The following is a 21434-nucleotide window of genomic DNA, read 5'->3' as shown; positions in this document are numbered from 1 at the left end:
CAGCATGGGTCTGCGTCTCGGCATGGACATTCCTGGATGGCCGCCTGAAAATATCGAAGAAATGGCCAAGAAGCTTGAACAAGAGCTGCTCGGTTAATTTTACCGGCATCCCGGCTCAGGCTGGAGTGACGACAAGGGTCTGTTGGTGATGCCCAATGAAAATCACCTGCTGCGGGGTACCTCATACGGCCCCATAACGAACGAAGGAAATATCTATGCGTCATAGAATGAAGGGCCGCCGGATGCAGCGGACCGGTGCTCACCGTCAGGCTCTGCTGAAGAACCTCGCGGCTGCACTGATCAAGCATGAGCAGATCATGACGACGGTACCAAAGGCCAAGGAATTGCGCCCCGTAGTCGAAAAGCTGATCACGCTCGGCAAAAGAGGTGGCCTGTCCAACCGTCGTCTCGCGCATGCGCGTTTGATGGATGAAACCCAGGAAAAGAAACTTTTCGAAGTTCTGGCCGACCGTTATGCCGAACGTAGTGGCGGTTATACCCGCATCATTCGCGCCGGTTTCCGTGCTTCCGATGCTGCGCCTATGGCCATCATCGAGCTGGTTGACCGCGATGTCGACGCAAAGGGCAAGGACTCAGGTCCGGACCAGAGCGTTCAGGATGAATACGAAGACGCTTAAGTCCTTCATCCAGGTTACAGTTTCAATTGATATGAGAGGCCGTGAGCGATAAGCTTGCGGCCTCTTTTCTTTTGTCTGGGATAATTATGCGCAGTCTGACCATTTTGACATTGGCCCTCGGTTTGGCCGCAAACGCTCCCGTGCTTGCCGCGGGCCATGAAAACAAGGAATCCCCCCTGACATATCCGGAAACCAAGACTGTTGACGTCGTCGAAGAGCAATTTGGTGAATATATCTCCGATCCCTATCGCTGGCTCGAGAATGACGTTCGCGAGGATCCCGAGGTCGCGGACTGGGTGAAGGCACAAAATGCGGTCACCGATGCCTATCTTGAAACGCTGCCGGGCCGCGACAGTCTCGCGCAATCGATGAAAGAATTATTCGATTACGATGATCTCGGCATTCCGGTCGAAGCCGGCGGCAAATATTTCTACGAACGCAAGAGCGGCGGCCAGAATCAGGCGGTGCTCTACGTCCGCGATGGCGTGGATGGCGAAGAACGGGTGCTGATCGATCCTGCAACATGGTCGGACGACGGGGCTACTGCGCTGGCCAATTGGAAACCGTCCGGTGACGGCAGCCTGCTCGCTTATGCGGTTCAGGATGGCGGCTCGGACTGGCGGACGCTGAAGGTCCTTGATGTGGAAACGGGCGAGGTCAAGGCGGATACGGTCGAGTGGGCCAAGTTTACCGATATCGTATGGATGCCCAAAAATATCGGCTTTCTCTATTCCCGTTACCCGGAACCGGGCGAAGGCGAGGCGTTCCAGTCGACTAACCTGAATCATGCCATCTATCTGCACCCGGTCGGTAATGATCAGGCCAAGGATATCAAAGTCTTTGCAACGCCGGGTCAGCCGGAACTCAACCATTTCGCAGAACTGACATCGGACAAGGAATGGGTGATGATTGCGTCCGCTTCCGGCACCGATGAGCGCGTTGAGGTTACGATGATTAAAGTGGATGCGCCGGAACTGGAAACGCGCAAACTGGTCAGCGGCTTCGATCATGATTGGCGTCTGATCGACGGAGTTGGTGACACGCTCTATTTCGAGACCAACAAGGACGCACCCCGGTTGCGCGTAGTGAAAACCGATATGAGTGCAGCAGAGCCGGAGTTTACCGAAGTGATCGCGGAAAGCGATGCTGTGATCAACGGGACGATGATCGTCGGTGACCGGCTGGTCGTCAGCTATCTCGTCGATGCTAAAAGCCAGCTTTCGACATTCGATCTAGACGGTAAAGCGCTTGGCACCCTCAACCTTCCAGGACCGGGGCAGGTTACTAGTCTCAGCGGTTTGATGAAGAGCGAAGAAGGCTTCTTCAGCTTCCAGAGCTTCAACCGCCCGACCACTGTGTTCCGTTACGAACCATCGTCGGAACCGACGGTCTGGGCCGCGCCGTCACTACCATTTGATCCGGATACGGTCGAAGTGACCCAGCGCTTTTACGAGAGCAAAGATGGGACCAAGATCCCGATGTTCCTTGTGCATATGAAGGGGCAGGATCTGTCGGCAGGCGCGCCAACCATGCTGTACGGCTATGGCGGGTTCAATATTTCGGTGCTGCCGCAATATAAGCCGGCCTGGATGGCGTGGATCAAGGCCGGCGGCGTGTTCGCCTCGGCCAATCTTCGCGGCGGCGGAGAATATGGCAAGGAGTGGCACGATGCTGGCCGCTTGCAGAACAAGCAGAATGTCTTTGACGATTTTATCGCCGCTGGTGAATATTTGCTCACGATGGGCGTCACCTCGCAAAACGGGCTCGCTATTGAAGGGCGATCCAATGGCGGAATGCTGATCGGCGCTGTCATGAACCAGCGACCCGATCTGTTCACCGCCGGTCATGCTGCGGTCGGGGTGATGGACATGCTCCGCTTCGACCGCTTTACCGCCGGACGCTACTGGGTCGATGATTATGGCTATCCGGACAAGGAGCAGGATTTCAGAACCCAACTCGCCTATTCGCCTTATCACAATATCAAAGGCGGTATCGACTATCCGGCTTTGATCGTCTCGACTGCCGATACCGATGACCGGGTCGTTCCCGGCCATAGCTTCAAATATACCGCCCGGTTGCAGGCACTGGATACGGGCGACAAGCCTCATTTGATCCGCATCGAGACCCGCGCCGGTCACGGCAGCGGCAAGCCGACCGACAAGGTGATCGAGGAATATTCGGATATATACGCCTTTCTGGCGCATGCGACCGGGTTAAACCTCGATAAATAACTGTTCATAAAAATAGCTATTAACCTGAACGGATGCTGTCGACACAGTTCAGCCTTCACTCAAGCCGACTCACCTAAAAGGGCTTTGCAAGCTCGGGAAAAGGTTTCGGGCAGTGTGAAAGGAAAGTCGACATGAACAAGTTAAACAAGGCTCTTGTCGGAACCGCTACTGCTGCTGCAATGGCCGTTTCTGCAACCCCTGCAATGGCCAAAGACGGCCGCAATGGAGGGCCAAGCGCTGGCGAAGTAATCGCCGGTGTCGCAATCATCGGAGCCATTGCTGCGATAGCGAGCTCAAGCAACAAGGATCGTGGATATCGCGATACAAATTATCGCGGAGACCGTTATGATAACGGCCGCTATACAGAAAGCCGCTATGGCAATAACTACCGGCAAATCGACCAGCGCCAAGCGGTCAACCGCTGCGTGCGGGCCGCCGAGAGTGAAGCGACACGTCGTGGCCGGGCATCTGTAACCGACATCCGCGACGTCGACCGGACGCGCTACGGCTATCGGGTCAAGGGCAAGATTCTGGTCGAGCAGGGTCGGCGTGGTCGCAATCACAGATCGAGCTATTCTGACCAGGGTAAATTCACCTGCTATATCGAAGGCAATCGGGTAAGCGACGTCCAATTTAGCGGACTCAACTACAGCCGTCGCTAATCTGGGCCATAGGTTCAGAACAAGGAAAAACGGTTCAGCCTGGTGACAGGCTGGACCAACTATATTCGTTTCAACTGCAGGATTCTTGACGGGAAGTCTGCGCCAAATGGGGATATCAGACATGACCATAGTGACAAGAATTTCTGCCGTTGCAGCCTCCACTGCATTGATCTTTACCGGTGTTGCACCAGCGATGGCAGCGCCAATGTACAGCGGCAGCGCTATTGCCACGCCGATCGACGCGGCCTTGCTCGGCTGGTCTGCCGAAATCGAAAAGGCCGAGGGCTGGCGGAGTAACCGCGGCTATCGCGGACATCGCCGCCATCGCGGCGGAGTTAGCGGTGGCGATGTACTGGCGGGGATATTGGTGATCGGCGGTATCGCTGCCATTGCCAGCGCTGCTTCAAAAAATAACCGGGACCAGCGTTCCGATGATCGCGACTATCGCACCGATCGGCAGCGTCATGACGACTGGCGTGCCGAAAACCGCAGCGACAGCCGGGATAGCCGGGGCACCGGTGCGATGGAATCGGCGATTAACGCCTGTTCCTCCGCCGCTGAACGGCAAGCCGGATCCGACGCGCAGGTTACTGCAATTGATTCAGTCGCCCGTGATGGCGATGGCTGGCGCGTTGAAGGCGAATTGTCGAACAGCGACCGGAGCACATTCGTCTGCGGCGCCACCGAAGGCCGAGTGGACTTTGTCCAGATCGGCGATGGTGACCTCGCTTTCGCGAATTAATTCGCAATACTAGTTAAACTGCAGTCCGTCCAAATTCCTGGCGGGTGACCGGATGCGATGCACTCAGGCCGCCGTCGACCGCAATCGCCTGTCCATTGACATAGGACGAGCGGTCGGACGCCAGGAACAGCGCGACTTCCGCCATCTCGCTAGGCGAGGCGCCACGGCGCAGCGGATTGAGATAGCCGAGCCGGTCTTCCTTGCCCTTTTCGCGGGCCTTGTCGTAGATGAACTGGGTCATGCCGGTTTCGGTGATCCCGGGGCAAATCGCGTTGCATCGGACGTTGGAGGTCGCAAATTGCTGCGACGCAACCTTAACCAGATTGATAACGCCGGCCTTGGACGCTGAATAAGCGGGGCCACCGGCACCGGACCGGATGCCGGCGACGCTAGCGGTGCAGATGATCGATCCGCCATGCCCGCTCTCTGCGATTACTTTTCCGGCATATTTGCAGGCCAGAAACGGTCCGATCAAATTGACCCGCAACACTTCCTGCCATTCGGCGACACTGCTGTCGAATATGCCTTCGAACCCGCCACCAATCCCGGCGTTGGCGAAGAAGACATTGAGGTCGCCAAAACGCTGCTGAGCGGCTTCCACCAGCATCTCGACATCGCCTTCTGATCCGGCATCGGCCTTGATCGCGATAATATTGCCTTCCGAACCCTTGGCCGTGTCTTCCACCGCATCGGTGACGTCGCTAGCGATAACCTTGGCGCCATGCTGGGCAAAGAGCAAAGCCGCGGCGCGGCCAATCCCGCTACCGGCTCCGGTGATTATCGCGACTTTGTCTTTGAGATCCATGTTAAGCTCCTGCTCGCTTTGCGGCTTCCCAGCCGGCTATTGCCAATGGGGTAACCCGATCGGACATTTCGGCGGCTGCTGCACTATTGGCGGTGCCATCGGCAACCCGCTTCTGAATGCCTTGCAAAATTGCAGCGATGCGGAAAAGATTATAAGCGAGATACCAGTCCATCGGCGGCAGCTCAGCCATACCCGATTTTTCGCAGTATCGGGCAATCGCTTCCTCGCGTGTGGGGATGCCGAGAGGCTCCAGATCAACGCCCTTGAGGCCGCTTCGGCCTTCGGGTTCCATTTCATAGGCCATCAACCAATAAGCGAAATCGGCAATCGGATCGCCGAGCGTCGAGAGTTCCCAGTCGAGAACCGCGATCACCTTGGGCTCGTCATGAGCGAATATCATATTGTCGAGCCGGTAGTCGCCATGGACGATGCCAAAGCCTTTCTGCTCGGGAATGGTTTTTGTGAGCCATTCGATCAGCCGGTCCATCTCGGGAATCTTGTCGATTTCGGATAATTTGTACTGCTGCGTCCAGCGCGAAATCTGGCGCTCGCAATAATTGCCGGGCTTGCCATGCTTTTCCAGACCTAGTTCAGTCGGGTCAAAGCTGTGCAATAGCGCCAGCGTATCGATCATCTCATTATAGATGGCGCGGCGTTCTTCGGGATTGCTATCCGGCAATGTGCCTTCCCAGAATGTCCGGCCATCGGCCATGTCCATGACGTAGAACATCGTCCCGATCACGCTGTCGTCCTCGCACAGGCCATAAGGCTTGGGGACGGGGAAAGGAGTCGGGTCGAGCCCTGCAATCACCCGAAACTCGCGGTCAACGGCATGGGCCGAGGGCAGTAGTTTTCCGAACGGTTTCTTGCGCAAGACGTAGGATTTTGTGGGCGTTTCGATCTTGTAGGTCGGATTGGATTGCCCGCCTTTGAATTTGCTCAAGGTCAGGGGGCCAGCAAAGCCTTCGACATTCGCCTCCATCCAGCGGTTCAGATTGGCTTCGTCCAATTTGTCTTTTTCCGGCACGTCCATCGTGCCGACCATATCAACCTGTGGGTTCATGGATTCCTTCTTTCTTTATCCGAAGACGATCACGGAACGGGCCGCATCACCTTTTTTCATTTTTTCAAAGCCGTCATTAATCTGTTCGAGCGGGATCGTTTCAGCAACAATGCTGTCCAGATCAAGCATCCCGCGCAGATAAAAGTCCACCAGCCGGGGGATATCAACCGGGAATCTATTGGCCCCCATTAGTACACCCTGTAGTTTTTTTCCCGAAAGCAGATCCATCGCGCTCAGGCCGACTTTGTGATCGAGCGGCATCATGCCGAGTATGGTTGCAGTGCCACCGCGTTTGAGCGAACCAACCGCCAGATCGCCGGAGGCCGGACGCCCGACCGCCTCGATCGCATGGTCGACGCCGCCTTTGGTCAGTTCGATTATTTGTGCAGCCGCATCTTCGGCCGATGCATCGATCACGTCCGTCGCACCCAGCTTGATCGCAAGGTCGCGCTTTTCCTTGATCGGGTCTGCAGCGATGATCCGGCCAGCACCGGCAATCTTGGCGGCATTGATTGTCGCCAGTCCGACACCGCCGCAGCCGACGACCACGACTGTTTCGCCGGGCGTTACCTTGCAGGCATTGAAGATCGTACCGGCGCCGGTGGTAACTGCGCAGCCGATCACCGCTGCACGATCAAGCGGCATTTCCGGGTCGATCCGGACGCAGGCATGTTCGTGGATCAGCATTTGCTCGGCAAAGGCGGAAAGATTGAGCATCTGCCCGACGGTCGAACCGTCAGGCCGTGTGATGCGCGGTGCCTGATCAGCGCCGCGCCGCGTGTCTGCACCGAGGCATAATGACATCCGGCCGGATACGCAGAATTCGCAATGGCCGCAAAAGGCGGACAGGCAGGTTACCACCGCGTCGCCGACGGCGACGGTGCGGACTTCGCTGCCGATCGCCTCGACGATACCCGCCGCTTCGTGCCCCGGAATGGCGGGCAGGGGATGCGGATAGATGCCGTCGATAAAATGCAGATCCGAATGGCATAGCCCGCAGGCTGCCGTCCGGATCAACACTTCATGCGGCCCCGGATTGGAGATCAAGACGTCTTCGATTACGAGCGGTTTTCCCGCTTCGACCAGAACTGCTGCCTTCATCATATTCTCCTAACGGGTGACGGCGAGATCGCCGGATGAAAATTCGTCCTTCATCTTGCTGCCGTCTGCGGTTTCGGCATATTTGCCATATTCCATCTTGGCGATCGTGCGATTGTGCACTTCGTCCGGACCGTCTGCAAGCCGCAGGGTCCGCTGGTGGGCATAGGCCTGGGCCAGACCGAAATCGTCGGAAACGCCGCCGCCGCCATGGGCCTGAATGGCATCATCGATGATTTTCAGTGCCATGTTCGGCGCCTGTACCTTGATCATCGCGATCTCGGCCTTGGCATATTTATTACCGACCTTGTCCATCATGTCAGCCGCTTTCAGACAGAGCAGGCGGCTCATGTCGATGTCGATCCGGGCACGGGCAACGCGCTCGTCCCAGACGCTGAATTCGGAAATGCGTTTGCCGAAAGCGACACGCGATTGCAGGCGCTTGACCATTTTCTCGAGCGCTTCTTCGGCGACACCGATGGTCCGCATGCAGTGATGGATGCGACCGGGTCCGAGGCGACCCTGGGCAATTTCGAAGCCACGCCCTTCGCCGAGAATCACATTGGCAGCCGGAACGCGAACGTCCTTCATTTCGACTTCCATATGGCCGTGCGGCGCATCGTCATAGCCGAACACGGGCAGATGACGGATGATGTTCACACCGGGTGCGTCAGTGGGCATCAGAACTTGGGACTGCTGCGTGTAGCGGCTGCCCTCGAAGGTGGTCTTGCCCATGACGATCGCGATTTTGCAGCGCGGGTCGCCGAGGCCGGATGACCACCATTTGCGGCCATTGATCACATATTCATCGCCATCGCGAACGATCTTGGTTTCGATATTGGTAGCATCGGAAGATGCCACGGCTGGCTCGGTCATCAGAAAGGCAGAGCGCAGCTCGCCGTTCATCAGCGGCCGGAGATATTGTTCTTTCTGTTCCAATGTGCCGTAGCGGTGGAACACTTCCATATTACCGGTATCGGGAGCGGAACAGTTGAACACTTCCGAAGAAAAACCAACCCGGCCCATCTCTTCTGCGCACAAAGCATATTCCAGATTGGTAAGGCCAGGGCCTTCAAATTCGAAGACATCGTCGATATGGGGCAGGTTCGGGTTCGCGGGCGGCATGAAAAGATTCCATATGCCAGCTTCCTTGGCTTTCTTCTTTTCTTCCTCGATGACTTGCAGGACCTTCCACCGTTCGCCGGTCGATTCTTCCTTGTGATAATCACCCAGACGCGGACGGAGGTGGGTATCGATATGATCACGTACCCGGTTGCGCCAATATTCCTGCTTTTCAGTGAGATCGAAATCCATTCCCAAGCCCTCTTTTTTGAGTGTCTGCAATTTAACTATACGATTAACTTATCAGAGGCGTCGCGGCTTTGCCACAGCGAAAGCACCTCAGCGGAGGAGTTTTTATTCGGCTATCTTCATTTCACCTTCGGCATTGTCGCGGCGAGCTTTGCTACGCGCTCTCCATGGTCTTGTTCGGTTAGCGGAAACAGGGTGTAGGCCCACGTCCCTGCAAGTCCGATTACGGTTACCAGTGACACGAAGATCAAGGCCAGATTGTCGACAATCACGGGATCGACGCTTCCGGGCACGGCTTTCGCAGGCAACTGGATGAAGGAAATGATCAAGCCTGACAGCAAAATCCCCATGCCGCCGACCATTTTCTGCATGAACCACATGCCCGACGAGAACAGACCTTCGGTGCGTTTGCCGACGTCATATTCATAGGCGTCCGTCACATCGGCCATCATCGACATGGTCAGGATCATCGCCGAGATGCTGGCCGCGATCCCAATGACCAGGAAGGTGAAAAGAATGGGGATGAGCAAGGGTGATCCAGGATCGGGAAAGAGCCCGGCCATGCGAAGCCAATAGGGTGCAGTGCCAATGACGACCGCAAACAGTGTGAAAAAAGCCGCTCCCTTGGGCTTTCCCGTCCGCTTGGAAATCGGGGTTACCAGAACAAATGCCAATATTACCCCGATGAATAATACCGCAGAATAAAGCGTCATCTCGGCGGAGCCAAATTCCCAGACATGGGTCAGCAGATAGGGCGTCATCGAGAATAGCAGCCCCTGATTGGTAAAGGCGAAAACGCCAGCGAACATCAGCAACAGAAAAGGCGAGAAGCGGAACGCGGATAGCATTTCCGAGAAGCTTTCGGCGGTCTTCGGCTGGGTTTTTTCAGCCTTGTACCGGCCAACCATCCGCTTGTGGGTGCCGGCGGCCGACACCAGGACGGCAAAGGCCATGATGCAGGCGCCGATGATCGCGAAGGTCGAATAGCCGTCGATGTTGAGCATTCCGACGGGATATTTTTCGCTGGGGACCAGCAGGACGCCATAAGCAAATACCATGATGCCCAGGCCGCTGGCCCAGCCGAACAGGGTGCGGTAGCGCAAGGTGCTGGTGCGTTCATGATAATCGCGGCTGAGTTCCGGCAACAACGCCAGCGAGGGGACTTCGTAAGCCGACAGGGATATCCGCACCAGCATCGCCATCGTCAGCAGATAGAAAAACTGGATCGCGGCGCTGGCTTCGGGTGGATGCCATAGCAGCAACCAGGCGGCGGCAATCGGGATGGCCGCGCCGTATAGCCACGGGTGGCGTCTGCCTATCGGTGTCCGGGTCCGATCGGTCATCTGGCCAATCATCGGATCGATGAACGCATCGACGAACAGCGCGATCGCAATCGCCAGACTGACAACATCGGCGCGCATGCCGATAACCTGATTATAATAGAATAGGAGAAAGACGGAAAAACCGTTGTCCTTAATCCCGTAAGCGGAAGCACCAAAACCATATAGGATTTTTGTTCTAAGCGGCAGTTTGTCGGAAGTGTCTGTCAACGTAAATGCTCCGGTACGATTGCATCGAGCATTCCGGGAATCTCGGGGTTCCAGCTGCCCGGGGTGCCGACGAGCATGCCGCCGTCGACCAGCAAATGTGTACCGGTAACAAAGCCTGCTGCATCCGACGCCAGATAGGCGGCTGCCTCGGCGATGTCGCTGGGCACGCCGGGGCGGGCAACCGGCTGCGCATTGGCGGCTGCCTGGCCCAGTACCGAATTGATCTGCTGGGCCTCTTCCTTATTCGCGCCAAGGCTGGCCGCGAAAATATTGGTCTGGATGAAGCCGGGGCAGATCGCGTTAACCCGGATCTTATATTGCGCCAGTTCGGCTGCTGCGACCTTGGTCAGATGCAATACACCGGCCTTGGCTGTGGAATAGGCAATCGGGCCATAGCCCGCCTGAAAAGAACAGATGGAGGCAGTGTTGACGATCGCTCCTCCGCCGCGTTGTTTGAGATGCGGCGCAGCGTGGCGGATGCCCATTGCAACGGATTTGAGCAGCAAGGCCATAGCAAAATCCCAGTCATCGCCGCTGATCTCGTCGATTGGATCGCGGGGACCGCCTGCACCGGCATTGTTGAACACGATATCGATGCCGCCGGTTTTTTCCGCCGCATAATCCATAAGTGCCTTGATCTCGGTTTCCTGGGTCACGTCACATTTCTGGAACAGAAAATTGTTGCCGAGCGCCGACATCATCGCGATGCCTTCCGCCTCGTCGATGTCGCCCATGACGACCGTAGCGCCCTCGCGCATGAAAAGTTCGACGCTGGCGCGTCCGATGCCAGATGATCCGCCCGTAATCACGGCCGTCTTGCCCTTAAATCGCATCCTCTTGCGCTCCCTTTTTATTCAACATTAAAGCGGCGATGCCTTCGCGCATCAACCGCCTAGGTCGACCAAGCTTGTTTCCGTTACGGAAATCATAAGTCCGGTCGATCGTGGTAAAAATCTGCGTCAGAATCCCGGAAAAATTTTGACTTCAAGCCAAGGGAATCATTGAATCGATCAACGCACTTATGATAGTCCAACTTTAATTGATCAATTAAAAGGAAATTCGTGATGTCCGATCTTGAAACATTCCGCGCGGAGACCGCCGCTTGGCTCGAAGCAAATTGCCCGCCAGAGATGCGCGAGCCAATGACAAGTGAAGATGACGCTTGTTGGGGCGGCCGCAATGCGGTGTACCAACCCGGGCAGAAAGAATGGCTGGATATCATGGCCGCAAAAGGCTGGACGGTGCCCGACTGGCCGACAGAATATGGCGGCGGCGGACTGTCGCGGGCCGAAGCAAAAGTCCTCGGTCAGGAAATGGCGCGGCTCAGATGCCGGTCTCCCTTGTCGAGCTTCGGCATCTGGATGCTTGGCCCCGCGCTGCTGCATTTCGGCACCGAAGCACAGAAAAAGCATTTTCTGCCGCAGATCGCTCGCGGAGAGATTCGCTGGTGTCAGGGTTATTCCGAGCCGGGTTCCGGCTCCGACCTTGCCTCGTTGCAAACCAGCGCGATTGACCAGGGCGATCATTATTTGGTCAACGGTCAGAAAATCTGGACCAGCTACGCCGATCAGGCCGACTGGATCTTCTGCCTGACCCGCACCGACAAGAACGAGAAGCATAAGGGCATCACCTTCCTGTTGTTCGATATGGCCAGCGAAGGCGTTTCGACCAAGCCGATCAAGCTTATTTCCGGCGCTTCACCTTTTTGCGAAACTTTCTTCGACGATGTGAAAGTACCAAAATCCTACGGCGAAGACGTGTCCGCCATTGTTTATGAAGAAAACAAGGGCTGGGACGTCGCCAAATATCTGCTCGGCCACGAACGCAGCATGATCTCCGGTCAGGGCGGATCGGCTGGCGGTTCGCTGGGTGAGAAATTTGCCGACAAGATCGGCCGCGATGAAATGGGCCGTCTCGACGATCCGATCCTCCGGGCGAAACTGGCTGACCTTGATATGGAACTGCTTGCCTTCCGCGCGATGGCCGAGCGTTTCGGCGACACGTTCAAGGCTGGCCTCTGCCATCCGGCACAGCCGAACATGATGAAATATGTCGGCACCGAGATCAACAAGAGCCGTTACGAGCTGATCATGGCTGCCGGTGGTAGCGCGGTTCTGGAATGGGAAAGCGATGCCAGCAACGGCGGCCTTACCGCACGCGACTGGTTGCGGACCAAAGCCAATAGCATCGAGGGCGGCACCAGCGAAGTCATGCTGAACGTCATCTCCAAACAGATATTGCGGTTGCCCGGCGCCTAGCAGGGCTCTTCCCGACCACCGTTCCAGCGGAACGGGTTTGCGAGCGCGCTCGCAGTGCACAGAACAAGATAAGGACTAGAAAATGCCTCTTTATTTGAACGACGATCAGAAGATGCTTCACGATAGCGCGGTAGAATTTATGAAAGGCGAGGCACCGGTCTCCCACATGCGTGAATTTCGTGACAAGCAGTGCAAGGACGGTTTTTCGCATGCGTTGTGGAAGCAGTTCGCCGAAATGGGCTTTACCGGCATATTGATCGGCGAAGACGAAGGCGGCCTCGGGCTCGGCCATGTCGAAGCGGGTGTCGTACTCGAAGAAATCGGACGCAATCTCACGCCATCGCCCTTTCTGACCACGGCGGTTGCCGGGGTCGAAGCGCTCAACGCCGGCGGCAAGGCTTTGCGCGACAAATATTTCCCGGGCATCCTTTCCGGAGATACGGTGCTTGCGCTAGCGATTGACGAGGGCGCGAAACATCGTCCCGACCAGATCAGCATGGCAGCGACCCGTGAAGGCAATGGCTTCAAGCTGGACGGCAAGAAGCAGTTCGTGGTTCAGGGCGGTTCGGCAGACATGGTTCTCGTCGCAGCGCGGACCAGTGGCAAGGCCGGTGATGAAAAGGGTTTGACCCTTTTCGCCGTCGATACCAATGCGAAAGGTCTCTCCACAGACAATGCGCGGCTGGTCGACAGCGCGATGGCAGCACATATGCAATTTGACGGCGTACTCGTCGATGCCGACGCAGTGGTCGGCGAAGTCGACGACGGTGACGCAATCTTGCGCCGTTTGCTCAATGCCGGTCGCTCTGGCGCCGCTGCCGAAACGCTCGGCGTGGGCTCCGGTGCCATGGATATTACCGTCGAATATATCAAAGGCCGGAGCCAGTTCGGGTCGCTGATCGGATCGTTCCAGGCATTGCAGCACCGTATCTCGCATCTCTACAGCGAGATCGAAGTGGCTCGGGCCACCGTATTGAAAGCCCAGCAATTGCTCGACGAAGGCTCGGCCAGCGCGGACCTTATGGTCTCCGTTGCAAAGGCAAAGGCCGGCAAGGCAACCGCGCTTTCGGTCAAGGAAGGCGTCCAGATGCATGGCGGCGTCGGCATGACCGACGAATATGATATCGGCCTCTATATGAAGCGCGACCGCGCGCTGCAGGAGTTCATGGGTGATGCGAATTATCACACCAATCTCGTCGCTGAAATGCACGGCTATTAAAGGATAATGACGATGGATTTTAACAAGCTTTTCTCTCTCGAAGGTCGTGTTGCTCTGGTAACCGGCGGCCAGCGCGGCATTGGCGCGATGATCACCGAAGGTTTTCTGGCTCAGGGCGCCAAAGTCTATATCTCTGGTCGCAAGGCCGATCAGGGTGAAGCCGCCGCTGCCGAATTTGGCGACAAGTGCACCTATATCCAGGGCGACATCTCGACCTATGAAGGCTGCAAGGCATTGGCCGCTGAAATCGCATCGCGCGAAGACAAGCTCGACATATTGGTGAACAACGCCGGTGTCGCATGGGGTGAAGAATATACGTCTTTCTCCGAAGGCGGCTGGGACAAGGTCATGGACACCAACGTCAAAGGCCTGTTCTTCCTCACCCAGGCCTTGCACCCGCAACTGAAAGCTGCTGCCAGCTTTGAGCGTCCGGCCAAGGTTATCAACATTGCCTCGATCGACGGCCTGAAGGTCAACCCTTGGGAAACCTACAGCTATCAGGCTTCCAAGGCAGCGGTCATCCACTTGACCCGCAAAATGGCGTCCAAGCTGGTGCAGGAAAATATCATCATGACTGGCATCGCGCCTGGCGCTTTCGCTTCAACGATGAACAAGGCGGCTCGCGACCATCAGGATGCGGTCGAAAAAGGCATCCCGGCGAAACGCATTGGCCGTCCCGAGGACATGGCGTCCGCAGCGGTATTCCTTGCCAGCTCGGCTGGTGACTATGTCGTCGGTTCGACGCTTCCCGTCGATGGCGGTGTTGTCAATGCTGCCAATCCGGGAACCTCGATCGAGGCCTGAATCCAGACTGACGCTTGACGAAATAGCCTCCACACTGTATTAACTCAATAATACAGTGTGGAGGGATTATCATGTCTACCAAATATCTTGTTCTACTGGCGGCGTTGCCGCTTGGTCTGTCGGCTTGCAGCAAGTCTGAAGACGGCTCCGGCGTATCGATTGATTTTAGCGACGAAGACAAGTCCGATGCCGAGAAGATCAAAATCGGTGGCGACGGCGATGACAGCAGATTCTCGATCAAGGCCGACGGCTTCTCGATGGAGGTCGATCTTCCGGATATCACTCTCGACAGCGATGATTTCGACATGAACGATGTCGATCTCTATCCCGGCAGCCAGGTGACCAGCTTCGATATAGAGGACAAGGACGGGAAGGGCGGCGAGGTCAAGATAAGCTTCAAGTCGCCAGCCGGAGTCGAGAAACTGGCCGACTGGTATGAAGCCCGATTGACCGGCAATGATTTTAAAGTCGCACGGGACGGAACCAGCCTTTCGGGTGAAACCGCCGAGGGGGACCCATTCTCGCTTGCGCTGACGGAATTGTCCGGGACCGAAACCAAGGGCATATTGCTGTTCTCCGAACGGAAATAGCCTGGCGAAAACTCTCCGATTTTGCATGATTTTACCAGCATGTCTGGTGCCGTTCAGGCACGAGCCAACGAAATATGCTATGATCTCCTGAGTTAAAACAGGAGAAACGGTCATGGGTTACGGAAAAGTCTTGAGCAAAACAGTCACCGCCATAGCCCTCGGGACCGCGCCGCTGGCGCTGATGTCTGTTGCTGCGACACCCGCCATGGCGCAAAACACTGGTGTGAAAAGCCTGCTCGGTGATGCCTCCGACAATGCGCTCGACAAGCTTTCCGAGCCAGGCGCTTTCTACGCGGACAAGGCGGTGCGGATATTGCTGCCCGGTCCGTTACAGAAGGCGACCAGCATCTTGCGCTTCACCAGCAAGGCCGGTCTGACCAAAGATATCACCAAAACACTTAATGACGCTGCGGGCAGGGCGGCTCTCGAAGCCAAGCCGGTGTTCCGCTCGGCGATCGACGGTCTCACGTTGCAGGACGGCGTTGGCATCGTGACCGGCGGCGATGCGGCGGGTTCCGATTATCTCCGCCGTACATCTGGCGAAGAGCTGGCGATCAAAGTCCGGCCATTGGTGGAAAAAGCGCTCGGAGACCTCGGTGCTTATAAGCAGGTGGAGCAACTTGGATCGATTTCCTCGCTGGCGCGGCTGGGCGGAGCAGATATTTCTCGCGATGGTCTGACCGACAGTGTCACCGATCAGGCGCTCGAAGGCATTTTCAACTATATTGGCAGGGAAGAAGCTAATTTCCGTCGCAACCCGCTCGACAAGGGGAAAAAGCTGCTCAAGAATATTTTTTAATGCTTCCAACGGGATGGGCTTCGTGCACGACCTGCCAGGTCGTGGAGCCAGTTGCAAATTACGCAACCAAATGAACTCCATTCTCAATTGAAACTGAAATCCGAAGCGACCATCTGGAGCCTGTAAGTTACGCAGGAAAAGAGATGTTTGACGGGCGTTTTAACAAGGAGAAATTCCATGAGAACGCTTTTCAATATTGTCGCCGCCCTTTCCGTTAGCGGCATCGTGTTGCTGTCAACGGTTCAGGTCTGAGACAAAGAGTTACAATCCCGGCTGCCACATCCTCCTCCCAATCGAGGCGCCGGGGTTGGTCCAAAGGTCCGGTTCTTCCATAATCTCCTCCCGATTGAAGAACCGGACCAGCGGACAACCCCCGCAATCAGGTGCACCCCCGGCCGTACCCAGAACTTATCCACCGCACCGGCAGGAGTTTTCCACCGTTAACTATGCTGCCTGTGGATAACTCTCCATTTTCCATTTGGTCCGACTCGGGATCAAGAGTCATATATGGCTTATCGGAAGGCAATCGGACGAACCAGCGACCAGTCAGCAATGACCCGCAGGACAGCCCGGGAACCGGAAGATCGTCGAGATGACCAGTTCATTTTTCGCAAGAAAGATAAAATGATCTCACGGCGGATGATCGGAGAAAGACCGAGAAGCGAAGGCGCAAGCCGGAACGGATCGACCGGACAAGGATCATCGGGTAACTGGACCCAATGCGGGTTGGAAACCGAAGCGGAGAAGCTCAAGCGGACACGTGGAAAACCACCAACCATTAACGCCTTCGGACCGGAAGCCGGACGCCGAACAAGCGACTGCTGGAATCGCAAGACGACAGCAGCCCCAACAGAGGCGCAGCGGGAGCTTATCTTCGGATAAGCTCCCGTTTTTTTTGTTGCGCGATGGACGCGAAGATTTGCGATGTCATCCCCACAATTTCCCAGCGGTCAAACCTGCACCAAGAAGCAGCTTTTCCCCTCCGTCATTGCTGCTAGTCTGAATGCAGCGACTCATGAAGCATGAGCGGCATAACAAATAACAGAACAGGACAGGATGATATGGACACCAGCAAACTCATGTTCCGCGACGGTCTGATGAAGGGCGAGCGGATACTCGTCACCGGCGGCGGCACCGGTCTCGGCAAGGAAATGGCCGAAGGCCTGCTCAAGCTTGGCGCCGAGGTTCATATCTGCGGCCGGCGCGGCGAAGTGTGCCAGGCGACGGCGGAAGAACTGGTCGCGAAACATGGCGGCAAGGTCGTTCCGCACCCGTGCGATATCCGCAGTGCAGAGATGATCAGCGAGATGAACGATATCATCTGGCAGCAGCACGGACCGCTCACCGGTCTGGTCAATAACGCGGCGGGCAATTTCATTTCCCGCACCGAAGATCTTTCCATCCGCGGTTTTGACGCAATTTCCAACATCGTCTTTCGCGGCACATTCTATATGACCCATGATATCGGCAAACGCTGGATCGAGGGAAAGACGCGCGGCAATGTTGTTTCGATCCTGACCACCTGGGTGTGGAACGGCAGCGCCTTCACTGTGCCCAGCGCGATGTCCAAGGCCGGGATCAACGTGATGACCCAGAGCTTGGCGGTTGAATGGGCGCGTTACAACATCCGCCTCAACGCGATCGCACCGGGGCTGTTCCCGACCGAAGGCATGTCCAGCCGGCTTAATCCCACCGGCAGCGACGAAGAGCGACAACGCAGCGGCGCCCCGATGGATCGGCCGGGCGAAATGCACGAACTTGCCAATCTCGCAGCATTCCTGCTTGGACCCGGGGTCGAATATCTGACCGGACAGACGATCGCTATCGACGGTGGCAGCTATCTTGCCGGCGGCGGCAATTTCTCGCAACTGCTCGCGTGGGGCGATGACGAGTGGAGCGCTGCGAAAGACGCGATCCAGGGGCAGAACCAGAAGGACCGCGCAAAACGGACGGTGTGAATAACGTCCAGTCCGCTCCGGCTTCCTCTGGTCCCCGTTTCTTTTTCTTTAGGTCAGTGATCCTAATCACACTCGCCGCAATAAGACTCGGTTAACAAACTCTTGCGACACCGACCCCATCGAGCGGTTCATTCAGTTCGATCCCGGTGTCGCACCAAGCCCATTTTGGGTATCCAGAGGAAGTCCGGCGGTTAATGCGACCCAGCCGCCGGGCTTCTTTCGTTTTGTCATGCCCGGCCGATCAATGCTCTCACTGATCGCATATTTTTAAAACAATCCCGGCTTTAATCGACATCTTCGATCAGGCTTAGGGAATTTACTGATTTCGGCATTACTTCTTCTGCAGATAATATCTTCTCCATAACGGGATGGTCCCGAAGGAGAGAAAAATGTCCAAATCACAAGTTTCACTTTTCGCCTTGCTGGCAGCGTCAATGGCGCCGTTGGTGATGGCCAGTCCGGCCCAAGCCCAAAAAACGGTTGTGCAAGACCCGCCAGGTGCCATGTCAAACAAGGACTGGTGGCCACAAACCCTCGACCTCGCGGCGCTCCGCCAGCATGAGGCCCAGTCCAATCCCTACGGCCCGGACTTTGACTATGCTGCCGAGTTCGCAACTCTCGATCTCGCTGCGGTCAAGGAAGATATCCGCAAGGTCCTGACCACTTCGCAGGACTGGTGGCCAGCCGATTACGGCCATTATGGTCCGTTCTTCATCCGCATGGCGTGGCACAGCGCCGGTACCTATCGTGTTGGTGACGGACGCGGCGGCTCCGATGGCGGGGAGCAACGGTTCGAACCGCTCAACAGCTGGCCCGACAATGTCAGCCTCGACAAGGCGCGGCGTCTGGTGTGGCCGATCAAGCAGAAATATGGCCGGAAATTGTCCTGGGGTGATCTGATGGTGCTGACCGGCAATGTCTCGCTCGAGGATATGGGCTTCAAGACCATCGGCTTCGCTGGTGGCCGCGTCGATGCATGGCAACCCGATCTGGTGTTCTGGGGGCCGGAAGCCAAGATGCTGGCCGACAACCGCCGCGACGGTAAAGGCGATCTCAAGGGCTCGCTTGCTGCAACGCAAATGGGTTTGATCTACGTCAATCCGGAAGGACCGAACGGCAATCATGATCCGATTTCGGCCGCTGCCGATATCCGCCGTGCCTTTGGCAATATGGCGATGAACGACGAGGAAACGCTGGCGCTGATTGCTGGTGGGCATACGTTCGGCAAGGCGCATGGTGCGCACAAGCCTGAAGAATGTATGGATGCAGAACCCTCTGCCGCCGGTATCGAAGCGCAGGGTCTGGGCTGGGCCAATAAATGCGGCAAGGGCAATGCTGAAGACACGATCACCAGCGGACTTGAAGGCGCATGGTCTGCCAATCCGATTGCTTTCACCAACCAGTATCTCGACAATCTGTTCGGCTTCGAATGGGTCAAGGTCAAGAGCCCGGCCGGTGCTACGCAGTGGATCCCGAGCGATCCAAATGCGGCGAACATGGTTCCCGACGCGCATATTCCGGGCAAGACCCACGCGCCGATCATGTTCACCACCGATATTGCGGTCAAGGAAGACCCCGGTTTCCGCAGGATCGCCGAGCGCTGGCATGCAAATCCCGATGAATTTGCGGCGTCTTTTGCGCGCGCGTGGTTCAAGCTGACTCATCGTGATCTCGGCCCTTCGGCTCGCTATGTCGGAACCGATGCACCGAGCCAGAGCTTCGTATGGCAGGACCCGCTGCCCGCAGCGGACTATGCTATGATTGGCGATAGCGATGTCGCGCAGCTCAAGTCGAAAATTCTGGCTACGGGTCTGACAACATCGGAACTGGTGCGGACGGCATGGGCTTCGGCCTCGACCTTCCGTGGCAGCGACATGCGTGGCGGTGCCAATGGTGCGCGACTGCGGCTCGAGCCGCAACGCGGCTGGGCGGTCAATGACAAGGCGGAACTGACCAAGGTGCTTGGCAAATTGGAAGCGATCCAGAAGGATTTCAACCGGAGCGCCACGGGCGGCAAGCAGGTTTCGCTTGCTGACCTGATCGTCCTGGGCGGCAATGCTGCGGTCGAGCAGGCGGCAAGCAAGGCCGGCCACAAGGTCAGTCTGCCGTTCACGCCCGGACGCGTCGATGCCACGCAGGCACAGACCGATGCGGCATCCTTCGCCTATCTCGAACCGAAGGCCGACGGCTTCCGCAACTATTATGCTTCCGGTGCCGACATGGCACCAGCGGCAGCACTGGTCGACAAGGCCGACGCGCTCAATCTGACGGTGCCGGAAATGACGGTGCTGGTAGGCGGGCTGCGGACGCTGAACGCCAATGCGGGCAAGTCGTCCAACGGTGTGTTCACTGCCAATCCCGGACAGCTGAGCAACGACTTTTTCGTCAATCTGCTCGACATGAAGACCAAATGGTCGAAGTCGGACAGCAATGCCGGATTGTACGAAGGCCGTGACCGCGAGACGGACAAGCTGGTCTGGACTGCGACACCGGTCGATCTGATCTTCGGATCCAATTCGGAATTGCGCGCCGTAGCCGAAGTTTACGCCTCGAATGATGCGGACCAGCAATTTGTCGAGGATTTTGCAGCAGCCTGGACCAAGGTGATGAACGCCGACCGTTTCTAAGTCACGTTTGATTTAAGGAAAGCCCGGTGGCCGCGTGATCCGCAGCTGCCGGGCTTTATGTTGCGGTTAGAATTGGGTGGATCGATACTTTCCCGTTCGTCCTGAGCCTGTCGAAGGACGAGTGCGCGCCATCGTGCTTCGACAAGCTCAGCACGAACGAAGGGATCCGTTCCCCCTATATCGCGGACTGTGCGGTCATGATTTCTTTTCCATCATTGCCGATGACGGCGAGCGCAATATTCTCGCCCTCCTGTTTGCCGACGAGATAGATCGCGGCATTGGCGAAAGCGGGCGCCTGGCCCCGGAAGGAAAAGCGGGAGAGCCCGTTCACTCCCAGTTCGCGTGCGGCCAGATTGAGCAACAATGTAGCCATCAGCGGTCCCTGCACGACAAGGCCGGGATAGCCTTCTTCCTGCATCGCATAGGGCTGGTCATAATGGATACGGTGGCTGTTGAAGGTTAGCGCCGAATAGCGGAATAATAATGGTTCGGACGGCACGATTTTCTGCTGCCAGCTCCAACCGCTGAGGTCTGGAGTTTCGTTGCTGGCCAAACTGGCCGGTGCTGCGGTTGTAGCAGGCTCCCGATAGACGATATTCTGCCGCTCCCTGATCGCCACCCGATCGCCGACGCGTGTTTCATGATCGACAGCGACAAAAACCAGATCGCCTGACTTGCCCGATTTCTCTTCAATGCTGGCCACGGTAGAGACACGCGATATTGCATCGCCCAGTTGCAGCGGATGTTCGAACGCAACTTTGCTCGACGCCCACATCCGGCGGGGCAGGGGGATAGGTGGCAGAAAACCGCCTTTTGCGGGATGCCCATCTTCGGCCAGCTGCGCCGAGGGGGCATCGGGCAGGCAGAGGCACCAGTGGAGACCTTGGGGTATCTCATCGGTAACCGGCCGGTCGATGGTCGCGCAAAAGCGTTGGAGCAGACCCGGCGTTATGACGTCATGGCGCGTCTCGCTCTTGCCGATCCAGTCTGCCCAGTCGGCCATCAATAGCTCCTCGGCAGGCCCAGCACATGTTCGGCGACATAGGACAGGATCATATTGGTGCTGATCGGGGCGACCT

19 protein-coding genes are annotated in these 21434 nt (G+C 56.9%); 12 read left to right on the top strand and 7 right to left on the bottom strand.

Annotated features, from left to right (window positions below):
- Nucleotides 1-215: 215 nt before the first annotated feature.
- The 4 genes from rplQ (at nucleotide 216) to V7680_RS11030 (ending at nucleotide 4273) form a co-directional block, all read left to right on the top strand.
- Entirely contained in the window at nucleotides 216-638 is a 423-nt protein-coding gene (rplQ, locus tag V7680_RS11045; RefSeq protein ID WP_335653329.1) for a 50S ribosomal protein L17, read from the top strand.
- Between the two features lie 86 nt (nucleotides 639-724).
- Nucleotides 725-2869 carry a prolyl oligopeptidase family serine peptidase gene (locus tag V7680_RS11040; RefSeq protein ID WP_335653328.1) on the top strand — a complete coding sequence of 715 codons (2145 nt, stop codon included), beginning with the start codon at nucleotides 725-727 and terminating at the stop codon, nucleotides 2867-2869.
- A 131-nt stretch (nucleotides 2870-3000) separates the two neighbouring features.
- Nucleotides 3001-3531, top strand: a complete 531-nt coding sequence (locus V7680_RS11035) for a hypothetical protein (RefSeq protein WP_335653327.1) — start codon at nucleotides 3001-3003, stop codon at nucleotides 3529-3531.
- Nucleotides 3532-3652: 121 nt separating this feature from the next.
- Nucleotides 3653-4273, top strand: a complete 621-nt coding sequence (locus V7680_RS11030) for a hypothetical protein (RefSeq protein WP_335653326.1) — start codon at nucleotides 3653-3655, stop codon at nucleotides 4271-4273.
- A gap of 13 nt (nucleotides 4274-4286) precedes the next feature.
- Here V7680_RS11030 and V7680_RS11025 read toward each other — a convergent pair whose 3' ends face one another.
- The 6 genes from V7680_RS11025 to V7680_RS11000 all read right to left on the bottom strand — a co-directional run bounded on the left by V7680_RS11025 (nucleotide 4287) and on the right by V7680_RS11000 (nucleotide 10933).
- Nucleotides 4287-5078, bottom strand: coding sequence for an SDR family NAD(P)-dependent oxidoreductase (locus tag V7680_RS11025; protein ID WP_335653325.1), 792 nt, complete (start codon nucleotides 5076-5078; stop codon nucleotides 4287-4289).
- A 1-nt stretch (nucleotide 5079) separates the two neighbouring features.
- On the bottom strand, nucleotides 5080-6141 hold the full coding sequence (locus V7680_RS11020) for a phosphotransferase family protein (protein ID WP_335653324.1): 1062 nt from the start codon (nucleotides 6139-6141) through the stop codon (nucleotides 5080-5082).
- A gap of 15 nt (nucleotides 6142-6156) precedes the next feature.
- On the bottom strand, nucleotides 6157-7245 hold the full coding sequence (locus V7680_RS11015) for a Zn-dependent alcohol dehydrogenase (RefSeq protein ID WP_335653323.1): 1089 nt from the start codon (nucleotides 7243-7245) through the stop codon (nucleotides 6157-6159).
- 6 nt (nucleotides 7246-7251) lie between these two features.
- Nucleotides 7252-8553, bottom strand: coding sequence for an acyl-CoA dehydrogenase family protein (locus V7680_RS11010; RefSeq protein WP_335653322.1), 1302 nt, complete (start codon nucleotides 8551-8553; stop codon nucleotides 7252-7254).
- 116 nt (nucleotides 8554-8669) lie between these two features.
- On the bottom strand, nucleotides 8670-10100 hold the full coding sequence (locus V7680_RS11005; protein WP_335653321.1) for an MFS transporter: 1431 nt from the start codon (nucleotides 10098-10100) through the stop codon (nucleotides 8670-8672).
- Nucleotides 10097-10933 (bottom strand): SDR family NAD(P)-dependent oxidoreductase, encoded by an 837-nt coding sequence (locus V7680_RS11000; protein ID WP_335653320.1) that lies wholly within the window; start codon nucleotides 10931-10933, stop codon nucleotides 10097-10099. Before V7680_RS11000 ends, V7680_RS11005 begins: the two co-directional genes overlap by 4 nt.
- Before the next feature lie 231 nt (nucleotides 10934-11164).
- On the opposite strand from V7680_RS11000, the gene V7680_RS10995 reads away from it, so the two are divergent.
- From V7680_RS10995 to katG, 8 genes are all read left to right on the top strand, one after another.
- The gene (locus V7680_RS10995; protein ID WP_335653319.1) at nucleotides 11165-12358 is read left to right on the top strand and encodes an acyl-CoA dehydrogenase family protein; all 1194 of its coding nucleotides are present in this window, start codon (nucleotides 11165-11167) and stop codon (nucleotides 12356-12358) included.
- Between the two features lie 82 nt (nucleotides 12359-12440).
- Nucleotides 12441-13577 carry an acyl-CoA dehydrogenase family protein gene (locus V7680_RS10990; RefSeq protein ID WP_335653318.1) on the top strand — a complete coding sequence of 379 codons (1137 nt, stop codon included), beginning with the start codon at nucleotides 12441-12443 and terminating at the stop codon, nucleotides 13575-13577.
- Nucleotides 13578-13589: 12 nt separating this feature from the next.
- Nucleotides 13590-14381: an SDR family oxidoreductase gene (locus V7680_RS10985; RefSeq protein ID WP_335653317.1), complete on the top strand. Its 792-nt coding sequence runs from the start codon at nucleotides 13590-13592 to the stop codon at nucleotides 14379-14381.
- 71 nt (nucleotides 14382-14452) lie between these two features.
- On the top strand, nucleotides 14453-14971 hold the full coding sequence (locus V7680_RS10980; protein ID WP_335653316.1) for a hypothetical protein: 519 nt from the start codon (nucleotides 14453-14455) through the stop codon (nucleotides 14969-14971).
- A gap of 112 nt (nucleotides 14972-15083) precedes the next feature.
- Entirely contained in the window at nucleotides 15084-15770 is a 687-nt protein-coding gene (locus V7680_RS10975; RefSeq protein WP_335653315.1) for a DUF4197 domain-containing protein, read from the top strand.
- Nucleotides 15771-16277: 507 nt separating this feature from the next.
- On the top strand, nucleotides 16278-16652 hold the full coding sequence (locus V7680_RS10970) for a hypothetical protein (RefSeq protein ID WP_335653314.1): 375 nt from the start codon (nucleotides 16278-16280) through the stop codon (nucleotides 16650-16652).
- A gap of 179 nt (nucleotides 16653-16831) precedes the next feature.
- The gene (locus V7680_RS10965; protein ID WP_335653313.1) at nucleotides 16832-17728 is read left to right on the top strand and encodes an SDR family oxidoreductase; all 897 of its coding nucleotides are present in this window, start codon (nucleotides 16832-16834) and stop codon (nucleotides 17726-17728) included.
- 389 nt (nucleotides 17729-18117) lie between these two features.
- Nucleotides 18118-20355, top strand: a complete 2238-nt coding sequence (katG, locus tag V7680_RS10960) for a catalase/peroxidase HPI (RefSeq protein ID WP_335653312.1) — start codon at nucleotides 18118-18120, stop codon at nucleotides 20353-20355.
- A 175-nt stretch (nucleotides 20356-20530) separates the two neighbouring features.
- Here the strand turns inward: katG and V7680_RS10955 are convergent, their stop codons facing one another.
- Entirely contained in the window at nucleotides 20531-21358 is an 828-nt protein-coding gene (locus V7680_RS10955; RefSeq protein WP_335653311.1) for an FAS1-like dehydratase domain-containing protein, read from the bottom strand.
- Between the last annotated feature and the right edge of the window lie 76 nt (nucleotides 21359-21434).

The sequence above is a fragment of the Parasphingorhabdus sp. genome, from assembly GCF_036963705.1.
GTDB lineage: Bacteria > Pseudomonadota > Alphaproteobacteria > Sphingomonadales > Sphingomonadaceae > Parasphingorhabdus.
The sequence above is the reverse complement of the archived record's forward strand: the minus strand, read 5'-3'. Positions and strand labels throughout refer to the sequence as shown.